At 54.4% G+C, this 17,461-nt stretch carries 22 protein-coding genes; 8 read left to right on the top strand and 14 right to left on the bottom strand.

Annotation, left to right across the window (positions count from 1 at the left end; genetic code table 11):
- Window positions 1–46: 46 nt before the first annotated feature.
- Genes flgJ through flgB form a run of 9 tightly spaced genes read right to left on the bottom strand, consistent with a single transcriptional unit; the run spans window position 47 to window position 7,244 of the window.
- Entirely contained in the window at window positions 47–1,003 is a 957-nt protein-coding gene (gene flgJ / locus VH187_RS01760; protein WP_329699777.1) for a flagellar assembly peptidoglycan hydrolase FlgJ, read from the bottom strand.
- Complete coding sequence (locus VH187_RS01765; RefSeq protein ID WP_329699778.1) at window positions 1,003–2,100, bottom strand: flagellar basal body P-ring protein FlgI; 1,098 nt, start codon at window positions 2,098–2,100, stop codon at window positions 1,003–1,005. Before VH187_RS01765 ends, flgJ begins: the two co-directional genes overlap by 1 nt.
- Before the next feature lie 11 nt (window positions 2,101–2,111).
- On the bottom strand, window positions 2,112–2,810 hold the full coding sequence (locus tag VH187_RS01770; RefSeq protein WP_329699779.1) for a flagellar basal body L-ring protein FlgH: 699 nt from the start codon (window positions 2,808–2,810) through the stop codon (window positions 2,112–2,114).
- Between the two features lie 56 nt (window positions 2,811–2,866).
- Entirely contained in the window at window positions 2,867–3,649 is a 783-nt protein-coding gene (gene flgG, locus VH187_RS01775; protein WP_329699780.1) for a flagellar basal-body rod protein FlgG, read from the bottom strand.
- A 57-nt stretch (window positions 3,650–3,706) separates the two neighbouring features.
- Window positions 3,707–4,465, bottom strand: a complete 759-nt coding sequence (locus VH187_RS01780; protein ID WP_329699781.1) for a flagellar basal body rod protein FlgF — start codon at window positions 4,463–4,465, stop codon at window positions 3,707–3,709.
- A 20-nt stretch (window positions 4,466–4,485) separates the two neighbouring features.
- Entirely contained in the window at window positions 4,486–5,694 is a 1,209-nt protein-coding gene (flgE, locus tag VH187_RS01785) for a flagellar hook protein FlgE (RefSeq protein WP_329699782.1), read from the bottom strand.
- 27 nt (window positions 5,695–5,721) lie between these two features.
- On the bottom strand, window positions 5,722–6,411 hold the full coding sequence (gene flgD / locus VH187_RS01790) for a flagellar hook assembly protein FlgD (protein WP_329699783.1): 690 nt from the start codon (window positions 6,409–6,411) through the stop codon (window positions 5,722–5,724).
- Window positions 6,412–6,422: 11 nt separating this feature from the next.
- Window positions 6,423–6,827: a flagellar basal body rod protein FlgC gene (gene flgC, locus VH187_RS01795; RefSeq protein WP_110509791.1), complete on the bottom strand. Its 405-nt coding sequence runs from the start codon at window positions 6,825–6,827 to the stop codon at window positions 6,423–6,425.
- A 3-nt stretch (window positions 6,828–6,830) separates the two neighbouring features.
- Window positions 6,831–7,244 (bottom strand): flagellar basal body rod protein FlgB, encoded by a 414-nt coding sequence (gene flgB / locus VH187_RS01800; RefSeq protein WP_329699784.1) that lies wholly within the window; start codon window positions 7,242–7,244, stop codon window positions 6,831–6,833.
- A 160-nt stretch (window positions 7,245–7,404) separates the two neighbouring features.
- Here flgB and flgA point away from each other — a divergent pair, with 160 nt between their 5' ends.
- The 3 genes from flgA to flgN all read left to right on the top strand — a co-directional run bounded on the left by flgA (window position 7,405) and on the right by flgN (window position 8,879).
- Entirely contained in the window at window positions 7,405–8,064 is a 660-nt protein-coding gene (gene flgA, locus VH187_RS01805; protein WP_329699785.1) for a flagellar basal body P-ring formation chaperone FlgA, read from the top strand.
- A 94-nt stretch (window positions 8,065–8,158) separates the two neighbouring features.
- A complete protein-coding gene (gene flgM / locus VH187_RS01810; protein WP_329699786.1) occupies window positions 8,159–8,452 on the top strand; it encodes a flagellar biosynthesis anti-sigma factor FlgM in 294 nt (97 codons plus the stop codon).
- Between the two features lie 4 nt (window positions 8,453–8,456).
- Complete coding sequence (gene flgN, locus VH187_RS01815; RefSeq protein ID WP_329699787.1) at window positions 8,457–8,879, top strand: flagella biosynthesis chaperone FlgN; 423 nt, start codon at window positions 8,457–8,459, stop codon at window positions 8,877–8,879.
- A 63-nt stretch (window positions 8,880–8,942) separates the two neighbouring features.
- Here the strand turns inward: flgN and VH187_RS01820 are convergent, their stop codons facing one another.
- A complete protein-coding gene (locus VH187_RS01820; protein WP_329699788.1) occupies window positions 8,943–9,827 on the bottom strand; it encodes a LysR substrate-binding domain-containing protein in 885 nt (294 codons plus the stop codon).
- Window positions 9,828–9,948: 121 nt separating this feature from the next.
- On the opposite strand from VH187_RS01820, the gene VH187_RS01825 reads away from it, so the two are divergent.
- On the top strand, window positions 9,949–10,527 hold the full coding sequence (locus tag VH187_RS01825; RefSeq protein ID WP_329699789.1) for a nuclear transport factor 2 family protein: 579 nt from the start codon (window positions 9,949–9,951) through the stop codon (window positions 10,525–10,527).
- A gap of 56 nt (window positions 10,528–10,583) precedes the next feature.
- Here VH187_RS01825 and murJ read toward each other — a convergent pair whose 3' ends face one another.
- The 4 genes from murJ to rimJ all read right to left on the bottom strand — a co-directional run bounded on the left by murJ (window position 10,584) and on the right by rimJ (window position 14,407).
- Window positions 10,584–12,119, bottom strand: a complete 1,536-nt coding sequence (murJ, locus tag VH187_RS01830; protein ID WP_329699790.1) for a murein biosynthesis integral membrane protein MurJ — start codon at window positions 12,117–12,119, stop codon at window positions 10,584–10,586.
- 117 nt (window positions 12,120–12,236) lie between these two features.
- Window positions 12,237–13,163 carry a Gfo/Idh/MocA family protein gene (locus VH187_RS01835; protein ID WP_329699791.1) on the bottom strand — a complete coding sequence of 309 codons (927 nt, stop codon included), beginning with the start codon at window positions 13,161–13,163 and terminating at the stop codon, window positions 12,237–12,239.
- 2 nt (window positions 13,164–13,165) lie between these two features.
- Window positions 13,166–13,813, bottom strand: coding sequence for a YceH family protein (locus VH187_RS01840; protein WP_329699792.1), 648 nt, complete (start codon window positions 13,811–13,813; stop codon window positions 13,166–13,168).
- 9 nt (window positions 13,814–13,822) lie between these two features.
- The gene (gene rimJ, locus VH187_RS01845; RefSeq protein WP_329699793.1) at window positions 13,823–14,407 is read right to left on the bottom strand and encodes a ribosomal protein S5-alanine N-acetyltransferase; all 585 of its coding nucleotides are present in this window, start codon (window positions 14,405–14,407) and stop codon (window positions 13,823–13,825) included.
- A 326-nt stretch (window positions 14,408–14,733) separates the two neighbouring features.
- Here rimJ and VH187_RS01850 point away from each other — a divergent pair, with 326 nt between their 5' ends.
- The 4 genes from VH187_RS01850 (at window position 14,734) to bssS (ending at window position 17,355) form a co-directional block, all read left to right on the top strand.
- Window positions 14,734–15,294: a lipoprotein gene (locus VH187_RS01850; protein ID WP_329699794.1), complete on the top strand. Its 561-nt coding sequence runs from the start codon at window positions 14,734–14,736 to the stop codon at window positions 15,292–15,294.
- A gap of 137 nt (window positions 15,295–15,431) precedes the next feature.
- Window positions 15,432–16,478 carry a dihydroorotase gene (gene pyrC, locus VH187_RS01855; protein WP_329699795.1) on the top strand — a complete coding sequence of 349 codons (1,047 nt, stop codon included), beginning with the start codon at window positions 15,432–15,434 and terminating at the stop codon, window positions 16,476–16,478.
- A gap of 77 nt (window positions 16,479–16,555) precedes the next feature.
- Window positions 16,556–16,801: a DNA damage-inducible protein I gene (dinI, locus tag VH187_RS01860; RefSeq protein ID WP_329699796.1), complete on the top strand. Its 246-nt coding sequence runs from the start codon at window positions 16,556–16,558 to the stop codon at window positions 16,799–16,801.
- A 299-nt stretch (window positions 16,802–17,100) separates the two neighbouring features.
- Window positions 17,101–17,355: a biofilm formation regulator BssS gene (gene bssS, locus VH187_RS01865; RefSeq protein WP_329699837.1), complete on the top strand. Its 255-nt coding sequence runs from the start codon at window positions 17,101–17,103 to the stop codon at window positions 17,353–17,355.
- Window positions 17,356–17,461: the final 106 nt, after the last annotated feature.

Below are 17,461 nucleotides of genomic sequence, written 5' to 3' on the forward strand. Positions count from 1 at the left end.
GTCCTGACCAAGATTATCGGCAACGTTGCGCCGAACTTGAGACGTTTCAGAACAGATTTTCGATATCGTTGCCGTAGGCCTTACCGACCTTCTCGCCCATCGATTTCAGCTGTTGGATCATGCCGGTCAGTTTGCGGGCATAGTTCGGGTCTGTCGCATAACCTGCTTTTTGTAGCGCCTGCGCACCCTGCTCTGGTGTAGCAGCCGAGGTCACGGCGGCATAGCGCGGGTTACGGGTTAACAGACCGACATAATCTGACAACGCCTCAAGATAAGAGCCGTAAACGCGGAACTTGGCTTTTACTTTTTTCATTTCACCGTTTTCAAACTCGGTGGTGGTGATTTCCGCGACTTTGCCTTTCCAGTCAGACGAGGCTTTCACGCCGAACAGGTTAAAGCTCGGCTCGCCGTTTTCACGGCGGATTTGTCGTTGGCCCCAGCCAGATTCCAGTGCCGCCTGGGCGAGGATCAGGTGATGCGGAATACCACTTTGCTCACTGGCGAGTTTGGCGGGCAACGAAAGCTGCGCCAGGAAGTCGCTACTGTCGCCAGGCACGTCTGAGACCGCATCCGTGGCCGTTGGCGCTTTCGGCATCGCCTTGCGCACCATCTGCGTCAGCGCGGAATTCTGGTAGCTGGTAACGGTTTCGAGGTCAAATTTAAGCGGCACCTGAGCAGGCGTATCTTTTGGCCCGCCCTGTGCCGCCGCCATCTGTTTGACCATCGCATCGGCCAGCCCCAGTCCTTTGCCCGCCGTCATCTGTTGGGCAATTTGCTGATCGTACATACTGGTGTAGAGGCGCGTCTGGTCACTGCTGAACATGCCGTCCTTTGGCAATGCATCGCGCATACTTTTCAGCATCATCTGCACGAACATGCCTTCGACTTGCCGGGCCACAGGCTTTAAGTTCGCCTGCGGATCTTTTCCAGCTTTCATTTTCAGGTCACTTAGCGACTGCGCGTCCCAGGCCGCGCTCGTCAACAGCTTGCTGTCGCCCAGCATCAGATAATTTCCACTTTGGCGCGCAGGCAGCCTGCGGTTTGCATCGACTGTAGAATCGACATCAGTTCTATCGGCGATGCACCTAGCGCATTCAGCGCCCGGACGACGTTATTCAGGCTGGCGCTGGAACGAATACTCTGAATAGCACCGCCGCTCTGACGCAGATCGATTTGTGTCTGCGGCGTCACCACCGTCGAACCACCGCCAAATGGCGTATCCGGCTGGCTCACCTGCGCGGAACGGTTCACCGTAACCGACAGATTTCCCTGCGCCACGGCACAGTTATCCAGCGTCACTTCGCGGTTCATCACCACCGACCCGGTACGCGAGTTGATGATCACTTTCGCATCCTGCGGTGTGACGTTGACTTCCAGATTCTGAATATCTGCCAGCATACGGACTTGGCTACTGCCGCCGCTCGACGCACGAATTTGCACCGTACGTGCATCCAGCGCAGTCGCGTTACCATAGCCACCACGACTGTTAATGGTGTCAGCAATCTGCTGCGCCATCCCGAAATCGTCTTCATTCAATTGCAGGTTAATGGTATTGCCCGCGCCGAATTGCGTCGGCAATTCACGCTCGATAGTGGCCCCACCGGTAATACGCCCGCCGTTCAGCTGGTTCACCGTCACACTGCTGCCACCAGCGGAAGCGCCCGCGCCGCCAACCAGAATGTTACCCTGCGCCAGCGCATAGATTTGGCTATCGACGCCTTTCAACGGCGTCATCAGCAGCGTACCGCCGCGCAGGCTTTTGGCGTTACCCATTGAGGACACGACCACATCGATAGTCTGTCCTTGACGGCCAAACGCGGGAAGCTGGCCAGTCACCATCACCGCCGCCACGTTTTTCAGCTGCATGTTGGTGCCCGCAGGCACAGTAATACCGAGCTGAGAAAGCATGTTGTTCAGACTTTGCGTGGTGAACGGTGTCTGGGTGGTCTGGTCACCGGTGCCATCAAGGCCGACAACCAGGCCGTAGCCGATCAATGAGTTCTGCCGCACGCCCTGTACGCTGGTGAGGTCACGAATGCGATCGGCCTGAGCGAAACCCGCCACCAGGACCAGAGCAATGCCAACCAAAAATTTAAACATACTTCACCTCGTTACATCGGCGATAAGTTAAGGAAGAAACGCTGCAGCCAGCCCATGTTCTGCGCTTCATTGATGTAGCCGTTACCGACGTATTCAATGCGGGCATCAGCCACCTGGGTTGACGGCACGGTGTTGCTGCCGCTGATGGTGCGTGGGTTCACGACGCCAGAGAAGCGGATGAATTCGGTGCCCTGGTTAATGGCGATTTGTTTCTCGCCGACGACATGCAGGTTGCCGTTTGCCAGCACCTGATCGACGGTCACCGTCAGCGTTCCGCTGAAGGTGTTGCTGGCATTGGCCCCGCCTTTACCGTTAAAGGAGTTGCCGCCAGAGGCGTCCACATCGGCGCGTGCATTGCCAAACAGGCCTTGCAGATAACGCGGCACGGTGTCGAAGCCGAAATTAGTTTTGCCATCACGGCTGGCATTCGCCGACGAGCTCTTAGACGCGCTGACGTTTTCTTGCAGCTGGATAGTCAGCGTATCGCCAATATTGCGCGGACGACGGTCTTCAAACAGCGGCTGATAGCCGTAGTTAATCGGCTGCGCGCTCTGGAAAATCGAGCCATTGACCACCGGCACCGGGCCTGGTACAGGCTGTGCGGTTGTTGCCCCTTCCACCAAAGGTTTAGAAGGGATCAACGCGCATCCGGCCTGAGACATAGCCAGAACCACAAGAAGCGGATAACGAAACGCTGAGGTTTTTTGCATTGCTTTTATCTTCTGAATCCAAAAATCCGGTGCAGGAAATCTGCACCGGTTACGTCTTACAGCTGGGTGAGTTTCTGCAGCATCTGGTCGGTGGTCGACACCGCCTTGCTGTTGATCTCATACGCACGCTGCACCTGAATCATGTTGACCAGTTCTTCCGCCACGTTGACGTTGGAGGTTTCAACATAACCCTGATACAACAGGCCCGCGCCATTAAGGCCAGGCGTGCTGTCATTCGGCGCGCCAGATGCCTGCGTTTCGGTGTACAGGTTCTCACCGATACTCTCGAGGCCCGCATTATTCATAAAGGTCGTCAGGTTCAACTGACCGACCTGCACCGGGTTGGTTTGCCCTTGCTGGGTCACGCTCACCACGCCATCACGCCCGATAGTCACACTCAGGGTGTTGGCAGGAATGGTGATCGCAGGCTGCACCTGGAAACCGCCAGCGGTAACCAACTGACCGTTCTGATCGACCTGGAACGAACCGTCGCGGGTATAGGCAGATGTGCCATCCGGCAACAGCACCTGGAAGAAACCTTCGCCTTTGATGGCGACGTCTTTGCTGTTATCGGTTTGGCTCAGGTTGCCCTGGGTGTGAATACGCTCGGTAGCAACCGGACGTACACCCGTACCAATCTGCAAACCTGATGGCAGCGTGGTCTGTTCGGACGATTGCGCGCCCGGCTGACGAATGGTCTGGTAAAGCAAATCTTCAAACACAGCACGCTGACGTTTGAAACCGTTGGTACTGACGTTCGCCAGGTTGTTGGCGATAACGTCCATGTTGGTTTGCTGGGCGTCGAGGCCGGTTTTGGCAATCCATAATGAACTGATCATGTTTTTTCCTGTATCTCCCTAAATCGCACTGGCTACAGCCTGAACGATGACGGAAGATTAGCTCATTGATAACAGTTGGTTAGCCTTCTGCGCGTTGTCGTCAACGCTGCTGATGACCTTCATCTGCATTTCAAAACGTCGCGAACTGGCAATCATCTCCACCATCGCTGTAACCGGCTTCACGTTACTGCCTTCCAGCACACCGGACTGCAGGCGAATGGACGGATCGGATTGCAGCACCGCGCCACGGGTCGCCTGCGCCGCTGGCGTCAGACGGAACATGCCGTCATCACCGCGCGTCACTTCGTTATCCGCCGCCTTCACTAGTTTCAGTTTGCCAACGGGTGAAATGGTGTTCGCCGGGTCACCCGGATTGAGCGCCGAAATCGTGCCGTCAGACGCAATAGTGATGTCAGACCCTTCCGGCACCGTGACCGCACCGCCGCCGTCGCCCAGCACCGGATTTCCCTGAATGGTCAACTGACCCGTAGGCGTCACCTGGATGTTGCCGTTACGGGTGTACCCTTCCGTGCCATCCGGATTCTGCACCGCCAGCCAGCCATCCTGCTGCAACGCCACGTCTAGTGGACGGGCGGTGTAGTCAAGCTGACCAGGCGTCATGTCTGACCCTGGCGTAGAACCGGCGACAAGTGTGCGTGTCTGGTACGTTTCCCCATTCACGGGCACAGCGCGTAGCGCCGCTAGCTGCCCACGAAATCCCGGCGTAGACGTGTTGGCGAGATTGTTGGCAGTGACAGCCTGCATTTCCATCGTCTGGCTGGCCGCGCCCATCGCGGTATATATTGCGTGATCCATGAAGCCGTCCCGTCAGGCGCTTAGCGCAGGTTAACCAGGGTGTTGAGGATCTGATCCTGGGTTTTGATGGTCTGCGCGTTCGACTGATAGTTACGCTGCGCGACAATCATGTTCACCAGTTCTTTACTCAGATCGACGTTCGATGCTTCCAGCGCGCCGTTGGTCAGGGTGCCGAAGTTGCCGGTGCCTGCCGTGCCGAGCAGCGCGACACCGGAAGACTGCGTGGATGACCAGACGTTATCGCCTTCGGACTGTAGCCCTTCGTTGTTGGCAAAGTTAGCCAGTACGATTTGTCCCATCAGCTGCGTTTGTTCGTTGGAGTAGTTCCCGACGACGCTGCCATCATCATTGATCTGATAGCTCACCAGGTTGCCCGGCTTATAGCCATTTTGGTTAGTGGCGACAATATCGTTTGACCCGGTGTTCTGCTGCATCGAGTTGGCAAAGTTCAGGCTGAAACTCGCTGCAGTGGCACCATTAATGGTGCCGGTCGTCATCGGTTGGGTTATTCCGCCGGTCATCACACCGTCAGCGTTAAAGGTCATTGGGGTGCCAGCCTGGAACGGCGCACCCGCAACGCTGCTGTCTTGAGTGTAGAAATCCCAGGTGTTCGCCGTCGCGCTCTTCACGAAATAGACGTTCATATCGTGGGAGTTACCTTGGGAATCAAAAACGGTGACGGTGCCTTTTTTGTTGTACGTGTCCGGATTGGTCGGATCAAACCCTGTTGTTGCTGGCACAGGATCTGTCGAGTTCAGGTTGACCTGCATGGACGCCGTTGTAGTAGTTTTTGCCGGCATCAGCGTATTAGGGATATTCAGTCCAACCGGGTTTGCCCCCTGCTGAATAGTCGGCGGCGTGCCGGTTGCCGGGTAGCCCGTCAGTTGCAGACCCTGCATGTTCACCAGGTTGCGGTTTTCATCCAGTTTGAACTGACCGTTACGGCTGTAGTACACGGAACCGTTGCTGTCGGTCAGACGGAAGAAACCGTTCTGGCTGATAGCGACATCCAGCGCACGACCGGTGCTGGTGGTGGTGCCGTCGTTGAAGTCCTGGGTAATGCCTGCAACTTTAACGCCCAGACCCACTTTGGAACCGGCAAACATGTCGGCGAACGAAGCGGTGCCGGCTTTGAAGCCATAGGTCGCGGAGTTGGCAATGTTGTTGCCAATTACATCGAGATTGGTGGCCGCGGCATTCAGGCCGCTGACCGCTTGAGAAAAGGCCATGTCTTAACTCCTGCTAAGGTTGAAGGCTTAAATAATCTGACGAACTTCGTCGAGCGTGGTGGTGCCATACGTTCCGAGATCCAGCAGATTACCGCTGCTTCCCTTCGTAACCCCTTGCACCAGCGCGAACTGGAGTGGCTGAGCCACCAGTTGCGTGCCGTTAGTGCTGGCGGCAATCGAGACGTTATAAGCGCCGTCCGGAACGGTGCTGCCATCGGAGGCAGTCCCGTCCCAGGTAAAGGTATGAACGCCAGCCGTGAGGCTGCCGAGATCCATCGTGCGGATCACTTTGCCGCTGCTGTCGGTGACGGTAGCTGTCGCTTTATCGGCAGCTTGTGTCAACTCAACGCCAAACGGCGTGGTGCTGGCGGTGCCATCAGAACCGGCACCAGCAAGCACCACGGAACCTGGGATCATCACCCCATGACCAATCAGCGAACTCGCCTGCAGTGACTGGCTGTTATCAATCTGACCAGAAATAGAGCCAAGCGTGGTATTCAGTTTTTCAATCCCGCTGACGGTGCTGATTTGTGCCAACTGGGAAGTTAGTTGGCTGTTGTCCATCGGGTTGGTCGGATCCTGGTTTTTCAACTGCGCGACCAACAGCGTCAGGAAGCTGCTTTGCAGATCGGATGCGTTGCTGGTGGTTAAACTGCCGCTGGTGGCGGTAGTCGCTGCGCTGCTGGTCGGGTCATTCACATTCACGGCAATAGACATCGTTTTCTCCGTTACTGACCGAGGGTCAGCGTTTTGAGCATCATGCTCTTGACGGTATTGAGTACTTCAACGTTGGCCTGGTAGCTGCGGGAAGCCGACATGGTGTTGACCATCTCTTCCACCACATCGACGTTTGGCATCTTCACGTAGCCCTTGGCGTCCGCCAGCGGATTACCCGGCTGATACACCAGCTTGAAGGGATCCTGGCTTTCCACCACATCGGCGACTTTTACCCCACCCGTTGCCGCACCGGTCGGTGCATCAACCTGAAAAACGACCTGTTTAGCGCGATAAGGCTGACCATCTGGCCCGGTCACGCTGTCGGCGTTGGCGAGGTTACTGGCGGCGACGTTGAGGCGTTTGGACTGCGCGGTCAGCGCCGATCCTGCAACGTCGAAAATATTCAGTAATGCCATGAATTAGTTCCCCTGCAGCACGGTCATCATGCTTTTAATTTGCCCGCCCAACACGGTCAAACCGGTCTGGTATTGCAGGCTGTTGTCGGCGAATTGCGTGCGCTCCCGGTCCATATCGACGGTGTTACCGTCCATTGATGGCTGATCAGGGACCCGATACATCAGGTCAACAGAGGGGGCCGTCATCGCCTGGGCTGGAATATGGCGTTCGGAGGTCAGCGTGAGCGACACACCGCTGGTTTCCGCGCGCCCGCGATCCATCACTTTTTTCAGTTCACTGGCAAAATCCACATCGCGCGCTTGATACCCCGGGGTATCGGCGTTAGCAATGTTCGAGGCCAGGATTTCCTGACGCTGGGCGCGCAGGTTCAACGCTTCTTGTTGAAAACGTAGCGCAGCGTCGAGTTTGTCGAGCATGTCTCCTCCGCCGAAGGCAATAGTTCATTCAGCGTTCAGATTAATCCCAAATCTGGTGCGCCATCGTCGGAATAAAAGCCAAATGCATCGCTATTTGTTGCGTTGAAGTTCTTCGCTTGCAGGTAAAATTCGGCTATTCCCTGAGAAACCGGAGTTAGCTATGCGAAACCTGAATCGCACCCTCACGTTGGCATTTGCGCTCCTGAGCCCGGTGGCCATCGCGCAAGACATACACCGCCAGCTCAATGATTTCTTTGTTCAGCGCCTCGCCGGTTTTAGCGATGCGGTGATGGTCAACCTGCGTAATCCCGGTGGCGCGATGCCGCAGTGCGAGCAGCCTGCGCTCAGCGTAATGGGCAACACTAAACTGTGGGGAAACCAGACCGTGCAGGCGCAGTGCGGAACGGAGAAGCGTTACATCCAGGTGTTTGTCGAAGCGACAGGCAACTATGTTGTGGCAGCACAACCTATCGTCAGAGGGGCGGCACTTCAGCCTGGTAGCGTGATTTTAAAGCGTGGGCGGCTGGACCAGCTGCCGCCGCGAACTATGCTTGATATAAAGCAGGCGCAGGATGCGGTCTCGATGCGTGACCTGGCGCCGGGCCAGCCCGTCCAACTGTCGATGCTGCGACAATCCTGGCGCGTTAAAGCCGGGCAAAAAGTGCAGGTGATTGCCAGCGGCGATGGCTTTAGCGCCAATGCGGAAGGCCAGGCACTGAACAATGCCGCGGTCGCGCAAAACGCTCGCGTGAGAATGCCTTCAGGACAGGTAGTGAGCGGTCAGGTCGATTCGGATGGGAATATTCTGATTAACCTATAATCTTTTTAAAGAATCTGTGAAGGCTGCCGATAAATATTCAACAAGTGATGATGGCAGGCAGTAAACGCCACGAAACCTCGATGAGGACAGGACTATGAGCATTGATCGTACATCGCCCCTGAAGCCCGTTAACGCCGTCCAGCCGCGTGAACCTAATGAAGCCCAGGCGCAAAAATCTCGTCTGGATAAATCTTCTACCGCTAACAGCACTAACGTGACGCTGAGCGAAGCACAATCGAGCCTGATGCAACCGCGCACCAGCGACGTCAATATGGAACGCGTTGAAGCGCTGAAAACGGCTATCCGCAACGGCGAACTGAAAATGGATACCGGCAAAATCGCGGATTCGCTGATTTCGGACACCCAGAGCTGGCTGCAGAGTAAATAACAGAATGAGTCGTCTGTCAGAAATACTGGATCACATGACCGTCATCCTGAACTCGCTGAAAGAGGTGATGGATGCCGAGCAGCAACAGCTTTCCGCTGGCAGCGTAAACAGCAGCAATCTGCAACGGATAACCGAAGAAAAAAGCTCATTGCTGGCGACCCTGGATTATCTGGAAAAACAACGCCGCCTCGAGCAAGAAGCGCAGCGTTGTGCTAACGATGACGTTGCAGAACGCTGGCAAACTATTACCGAGAAAACCCAGCATTTACGCGATCTCAATCAGCACAATGGCTGGCTACTCGAAGGACAAATTGAGCGAAACCAGCAGGCTTTGCAGGTGCTCAAACCGCATCAGGAACCGACGCTTTACGGCAAAGACGGTCAAACCTCGTCCAGCGCTCGCGGGAATAAAAAGTTTTCCGTCTGATACCCCCTATCAAAACCACAGGTCGCTTTGCCTTCATTAACGGCGCAGGACCTGTGGTTTGCCTCAGCTTTTATCGCTATTAATGCCCTTAAGCCAAGCTTGCACCGCAGCACTGTTCTCGTCAGCACGACTGATGAGCATTAAATTCGCCGTCATTTCGGGCGCGTTCAGTTCACGGTAGGTCAGACCCGGAATACTGATTTGTTGTAGCGGCTTGGGGACGAGCGCCAATCCAAGGCCCGCCGCCGCGAATGCCAGCACGTTCAGACTGCTGCCGGTTCGGTGGGCAATATGCAGTCGTTCGCCCAACGCCTGACTCAACAAGACGGTAAGCCGCTCATCCACGTCATGCGCTTCATAGAGCACCAGCGGTTTATCTGCCAGCATCGGCAACGTAATTTTGGTATGCATTGCCAGAGGGTGATCGTCTGCCAGCGCGACCAGAATGCCCCACTCCCCAACGCTTTGCGCATGAATTCCAGGGCTGCGTAATGTGCTGTGATCTGGCGTATATCCAATATCCAGCAGCCCGGCGCGGATGGCTTCAACTTGCCGATGAGGGGCGATTTCCTCGATGGTCACTTCCACATCAGGGCTTGCGAGATGAAAACGACGAATGTCGCGCATCAACGTACCGCTGAAAATCGCATTGCCTGCAAAACCAATTCGTACCGTGCCGGTTTCACCGCGCAACGCCCGCTGAGTTGATTGTCTCGCAAACTCGGCCTGGGCAATGGTTCGCAGCGCCTGAATCTCAAAGACTTTTCCGGCCTCCGTCAATTCAACGCGTCGGCTGGTTCGTTGAAACAGCGCCCCGCCCAACTCCTCTTCCAGCGCGCGAATCTGCATACTCAGCGCCGGTTGGACTATATTCAGAGACTGCGCCGCGCGGCCAAAGTGCTTTTCTTTTGCGACGGCGAGAAAGTAACGCAGCTGCCGTAAGTCCATTACACCTCTTTAATCATTTAATCTGATTGATTGGTCATTATTCGATATTGGATGTTATCAATTAAAAACGCAATACTCCTGCCACACCCACGAACAATGACGTAAACCGGAGTCACCTATTATGCAAAACGCCACCCTTGACGATCGCCAACAAATTACTGACCTGATGACCGGCTGGATCCACCGCGACCTGGCGCAATGGGACGCAATGCGCGCGTTGTTCCATCCTGAAGGCACTATCGAGATAACCTGGTTTGAGGGGCTTTTCAGCGAATTTGTCGACGCTTCCGCAAAGATGGGCGCCTCTGCACTGAAAACCAAACATCTGATTGGCGCGCCCGTGGTGACCTTTAACGGTGATAAAGCCCTTGTCGAAACCAATGCCATGATCGTCGGCGAAAATATCGAGTTGGATCTCGGCTGTAGCGTCCACAACCGCTTCTACGATCGGGTCGAAAAACGCGACGGCCTCTGGAAAATTGTGCACCGTCAGAGCGTCTACGACATGGGCGGTTTCACTTTCCCGCAGGGGCTGGTGGAGATTGATAAGTCCGTCAGCAAAAAATACCCACGCGAATATGCTGCGCTTGCGTACGTACTGGAAAAAAGTGGATTCCCTGTTAACCGTGTCTTTGCGACTCGTGGGAGCGAACTGGAGAAGAAAATGAAAGAGGAAGGTCAGGCGTGGCTCGCGGCCTGATAAAAACCATTCAATAACAACGGCGGTGAATCACTTCGGTTCACCGCCGTTTTTGTTTATACCGTACGGCGCGCAAACTCCTTCACGCGGAAGCCCAACACCAGCAACGTAGCGAAGTAGGCTGCGATACCCGCCACCACTACCGCCATCAGACGCAGAATACGCAGCGGCATCGTGCCCTGCGACCATTCCGGCATGATATGCATCAGGCCAAACAGCGCCGCCGCCATCACAATCACCGCCACAATCAGGCGCGTCAGGAACAGGCCCCAACCCGGCTGCGGCGTAAAGATTTTTTGCTTACGCAGTTGCCAGTAAAGCAGGCTGGCGTTGAGGCACGCCGCCAGACCAATCGATAGCGACAGACCAGCATGTTTCAGCGGGCCGATAAACGCGAGGTTCATGACCTGAGTCAGGATCAGCGTCACGATAGCAATTTTAACCGGGGTTTTGATGTCCTGACGGGAATAGAAGCCCGGCGCGAGGACTTTCACCACAATCAGCCCCACCAACCCTACGGAATACGCCACCAGCGCGCGCTGCGTCATCGCCGCATCAAACGCGGTAAATTTGCCGTACTGGAACAACGCGACAGTTAGCGGTTTCGCCAGGATCCCCAGCGCCACCGCACTTGGCACAGCCAACAGGAAACACAGACGCAAGCCCCAGTCCATCAGGCGGCAATATTCATCATGATTACCGCTGGCAAAACTTTTCGACAGCGACGGCAGCAGAATAGTCCCTAACGCCACGCCCAACACACCGGACGGGAACTCCATCAAGCGGTCGGCGTAATACATCCAGGATACAGAACCCGACACCAGGAACGAGGCGAAAATGGTGTTGATGATCAGCGAAATCTGGCTCACGGACACGCCAAGAATAGCCGGACCCATCTGTTTCACTACCCGGATAGAACCCGCATCTTTCAGATTGATGCGCGGCAGCACCAGCATGCCGATTTTTTTCAGGTGCGGCAGCTGATAGAACAATTGCAGCACGCCGCCTACGGTAACGGCCCACGCCAGCGCCAGGACCGGCGGGTTGAAATACGGCGCGGCAAACAGCGCAAAACCGATCATGCTGACGTTAAGAAACGTCGGTGCAAACGCCGGAACCGAGAACCGGTTCCAGGTATTCAAAATCGCCCCCACCAGCGAAGCCAGTGAGATAAGCAGAATATACGGGAAGGTAATGCGCAGCAGTTGACTGGTTAACGCGAATTTATCGGCGGTGTCCGCAAAGCCCGGCGCGGTGATGGTGATCACCCACGGCGCGGCCAGCATCCCGACGACGGTGACCACCGCCAGCGCCAGGGTCAATAAACCGGAAACGTAGGAGACAAAAACACGTGTGGCGTCTTCGCCCTGTTTGCTTTTGTATTCCGCCAGAATGGGCACGAACGCCTGAGAAAATGCCCCTTCAGCAAAGATGCGGCGCAGCAGATTCGGCAGTTTGAATGCCACAAAAAAGGCATCGGTTGCCATTCCCGCCCCAAAAACCCTTGCCACAATGGCATCGCGCGCAAAGCCGAGCACGCGAGAGAACATGGTCATTGAGCTGACGGCCGCCAGCGATTTTAATAGGTTCATTAACGTGTTATTCCACAACCCTGGATCAAAAACGCCTGTAAGCAGAACAGGCGTTAGAAAAGTGGCGATAGTCTACCGGGATTAGCGGCAATTACTACTGACAGATGTTACAGCCTCTTACTCGCTGATGGCCTCCTGCCACAGCTTTTCAACGATGCGCTGAGCGGCTATCGCCTGTTCACCCGCCGTTTCTGGAACAGTCTGATTTTGCACGCATTCGATAAAATGACGCGCACACCCGGCGAAACCACGTTGCTCAAGCGTGCTTTGCCAGCCCGGCACGGGACGCTCGAACACACCGTTCCCACGCTCTTCGCGCCAGTCACGCATATCAGTGATGTCGATCAGCGCACCATCGGTCACGGCCTGTACCCATTCGCGCTGGCTACCCGCCCGGCGATGCATACTGGTGGTGATTTGCATCTGCGGCAGGCTGAAATGATGCTCGGCATAAAACATCTCGCCCTGTTCGGTGGTTTGCAATAAGCCTCCGCTGAGCTGTGCTTTGCCTCCTGCCAGCCACAGCGCGGTGTCTACGACGTGCAGGTAATCATCGAGCAGCGTGAAGCGCAGATCCTGTGGACCGACGCTGTTCGCGCGGTGTTTATCCATCCGCAACGATGCGCCATGACTCAGATTGTTTTTCAGTTCGCGGTAAAGCGGTGCGAAACGGCGATTAAAACCGACCATCAGCGTCAGCTTTTTCTTTTCAGCCAGTTCAATCAAACGCACTGCGTCACTGAGCTTATCGGCCAGCGGCTTGTCGACGCAGACGTGAACGCCCGCGTTCAGCAGTTCGCTAACCACCGCGTAATGCGTCGCCGTTGAGCTGTGAACAAAAACGGCATCGCACTGCGACGCCAGATGCTGTAGCGAATCCGCCAGCGGCACACGGTAAGTTTCGCAGACGCGCTGCGCTTTTTCCCGCCCAGGCGACCATGCCGCCTGGAGCGTCCAGTCGCTGGCTGCACTCAGCACTGGCAGCCATGCTTTTTGTGCAATGCCACCCAGCCCTACTACGCCAATTCGAAGTTTCGCCGTCACGCTTAATCTCCCAGATGCGCCAGTAAGGAATCGAGCCGCTGTTTAAGTTCTTCCACTTCCCCTTCCAGGGCTTCAACGCGCGCAACAAGAGAGTCCGTTGCAGGCTCACGCTCTTCCACGGCAGTGATTGCGGTGTCCACATCGCCACTAAAAAGATGCATAAAACGTTGCTCACGTTTGCCCGGCTCACGTGGTAAACGTACGACGAACGGCCCATCTTCGCGGCTGGCTAGATTTTCCAGCGCCCGTTCAACTTCAGTGGAATCCGCAAATTCATGCATCCGTTGACCACGACTGCGCAGTTCGCCCGGAGTCTGTGCTCCGCGCAGCAGAAGATTGGTCACCAGCGCCACTTCGCCAGAGGTCAATTTCAGGTCACCAAACTCAGAGTTACAGAAGCGTTGTTCATATTTTGTGACGCGATTACCGAACCCACTAACGGTACGCAGATAGTGGCGTTTGACCAGTTGATCGAGCACATCCTGCACGTCACTTTCACTGAGCGACATCACCGGATCGCGGTTACTTTTCTGATTGCAGGCAAGCATCACCGCATTGACCGACAAGGGATATTGTTCCGGTGTGGTCACCTGTTTTTCCAACAGGCAGCCAATCACCCGCGCTTCATCTGCCGTTAACTGATACTTCATGATTTCTCCTTAGCGACCCGCAGTCCATTCGCGCGTCGTGAGCGCAGTCAGAACGTGGTCCCGCCATTGCCCGTCAATCAGCAAATAGTCTTTGGCGTAACCTTCTTTTTCGAATCCGAGTTTTGCCAGCAGCGCGCCGCTACGTGGGTTGTGCGGCATGTAATTCGCCATAATGCGGTGTATGTGTTGGGTGCGCTGCATATAGCGAATCGCGGAAGTGAGCGCTTCGTACATCAGCCCCTGCCCTTGCCATTTCTCACCAATGGAATAGCCGAGATAGCAGGCGTGGAACGAGCCGCGTACCACGTTGGAAAAATTCGCAACGCCGATAATCTCTTTCTCTTCAGGGTCAAGCAGCGCAAAGTAGAACGCCGATCCCTGCTTATGAAATTCGTTGATCATCGATAAACGCGCCTGCCAGCCTGACGGATAGCAATGGCTGTCATCGCGCACCGGTTCCCAGGGTTTCAGGTACGCTTTATTTTCCGCGTAATAATCTGCGAGTCGCCAGGCGTCCCGGTCATGAACCAGTCGCACCACCAGTCGATCTGTCGTTAAGCGCACTTTCGGCACGTTACTGCGGTAGCCAAACATCTTCCCCCACCACTTCTTTAGGCTCTCATACCTTTACTATACCTGTGTGTCGCCACCTTGTGAAAACAGCGACATACGTTTTTCTGAGGCACTTCTGCTTTTCGATAAATAAACTCTATCAAAATTGTCTTTCGATAAAAAAATATTGTTGTTTCCAGAGCTATAACGCCGGTTCACCACTAAACTTGGGTCCCGTGGAAAAGGAGAACCCGGAGCGTAATGTTAATAATGGTAACAATTCGGCGTATTCTGCTGGTCAGCATTAGGCTGACAGCGCATGATGCTTTGTGTCAGGATGAGAGACTAGCGTCATGTTAAGGAACCCCATGAAAAAGTTGTTGATGGTCGCCGCACTTATCGTAAGCGGCCTGCTGGTAGGCTGTAACCAGTTAACGCAGTACACCGTGAGTGAGCAAGAAATTAACCAGGCGCTGCAAAAGCGTAATAATTTCTCCAAAGATATTGGCCTGCCGGGTGTCGCTGACGCGCACATTGTGTTGACCAATCTCTCCAGCGCCATTGGACGCGAAGAACCGAATAAAATCACGCTGACTGGCGTGGCGAATCTCGACATGAGCTCGCTGTTTGGCAATCAGAAAGCAACTATCGATCTGAAGCTCAAGGCATTGCCGGTCTTCAATAAAGAAAAAGGCGCGATTTTCTTACAGGAAATGGAAGTGGTTGATGCCAAAGTCCAGCCGGAAAAGATGCAATCCGTCGTGCAAACGATGCTGCCGTATCTGAACCAGTCGCTGCGCAGTTACTTCAATAAGCAACCGGCTTACGTTCTGCGCGAAGACGCCACCCAAGGCGAAGCACTCGCGAAGAAATACGCCAAAGGCATTGAGGTTAAACCGGGCGAGATTGTTATTCCTCTCACCGACTAATCTGGCCTTTTATGAAAACGGGCGCATTGACGCCCGTTTTTTTTCGCCAAAATCACGGAAAGAAGTGCAAAGGTAAACGTTTCCGTTTAATCTTTGTGCCCGGCAAAAATAGCCTTCACAACCAGCCGGAGCCTTCCATGACAGCACCATCCTCGCTACTGAAAATCCGCCGTCCCGACGACTGGCATATCCATCTGCGCGATGGCGATATGCTGAAAACCGTCGTGCCTTATACCAGCGAACTGTATGGCCGGGCGATTGTGATGCCAAATCTGGTGCCGCCAATCACCACCGTTGATGCCGCGATGAGCTATCGTCAACGCATTATGGATGCGGTCCCGGCGGGCCATGATTTCACTCCGCTGATGACCTGCTATTTAACCGATACGCTCGACCCGAATGAACTCGATCGCGGCTTTAACGAAGGCGTATTCACCGCCGCTAAACTTTATCCGGCCAACGCCACCACCAACTCCAGCCACGGCGTGACCAGCATTGATGCCATCATGCCGGTACTGGAACGCATGCAAAAACTCGGCATGCCCCTGCTGGTTCACGGTGAAGTGACGCATGCGGACATTGATATTTTTGACCGCGAAGCGCGCTTTATTGAAACGGTGATGGAACCGATGCGCCAGCGCCTGCCGGGTCTGAAAGTGGTGTTCGAACACATCACCACGAAAGATGCCGCCGACTATGTGCGCGACGGTAACGAACTGCTGGCCGCGACAATTACACCGCAGCATCTGATGTTCAACCGCAACCATATGCTGGTGGGCGGTGTGCGCCCTCACCTGTACTGTCTGCCGATCCTGAAACGTAATATCCACCAACAGGCACTGCGTGAACTGGTCGCCAGCGGCTTTGAGCGTGCGTTCCTCGGCACCGATTCCGCACCACACGCCCGTCATCGTAAAGAAGCCAGCTGCGGTTGCGCAGGTTGCTTTAACGCCCCTACCGCTCTCGGCAGCTACGCCACCGTCTTTGAAGAGATGAATGCATTGCAGCACTTCGAAGGCTTCTGCTCCCTGAACGGCCCGCGTTTTTATGGCCTGCCGGTGAATGAAAGCTTTATCGAACTGGAGCGTAAAGAGAGTCAGGTTGTCGAAAGTATTGCGTTAACAGATGACACGCTGATCCCATTCCTGGCGGGTGAAACCGTGCGCTGGAGCGTTAAGCGCTAAAAAAATGAGTGCCCCCCTGTTGTAAGTTGCGCAAAGTAACTGTATAAATATCCAGTATATTCAACAGGGGGCATATTATGCGTATTGAAGTGACCATTGCTAAAACAACCGTCCTGCCCGCTGGCGCAATTGACGCGCTGACCAGCGAGCTTTCCCGCCGTATTCTCAGCCAATTTCCCGACCATAACGGACAAGTCAGTGTGCGCTATGCCACAGGCAATAATCTTTCCGTTCTGGGCGGTGCCAAAGAAGATAAAGACCGCATCAGTGAAATTCTCCAGGAAACCTGGGAAAGCGCGGATGACTGGTTTAACCCGGCCTGATTCGGGTCATTAGATTAAAAAATGCTCCATCACTGTGTCATCTTTGCCGGGTCGCCCCGGCTTTTTTATTTGTTTATCACGTTTTTTTTAACTTTTATCTGATTGCATCACTATTCGTTTAAAAAATAACGAACTAACTGCCGTTTTATTGTTCAAAAAAACGGGTGAAGTAGAAAAAGATCTTGCGATTCACCTTTAAATTCGAATATTTTCATAGTTGTTGATATAATTAGTTTGCTTCAGATAACACGCATTAAACCTCGAACCAGTGTCTTTTAACACGTCAATAAGGGGTTATGATGGAAAAGAATAATGAAGTCATCCAGACTCATCCTCTCATCGGATGGGACATCAGCACCGTAGACAGCTATGACGCGCTGATGCTGCGCCTGCACTACCAGAACCCCGCACAATCGAGCCATCACGAAGCAGAAATCGGTCAAACGCTATGGTTAACGACCGATGTCGCCCGCCAGTTTATTTCTATTTTAGAAGCGGGCATCGCCAAAATTGAATCAGGCGAATTCCAGGAAAACGAGTATAAAAGGCATTAGCGCTTAATGCTAAAATTCACGCAACAGGCACCCATTGGGTGCCTTAATTATTTCTGGCTTGTCACAAAGATTCAGATTAATTACCCTGCTATTAAAGAATAGAGCT

Origin of the sequence: Scandinavium sp. (genome assembly GCF_036271055.1) — a bacterium.
Lineage (GTDB): Bacteria > Pseudomonadota > Gammaproteobacteria > Enterobacterales > Enterobacteriaceae > Scandinavium.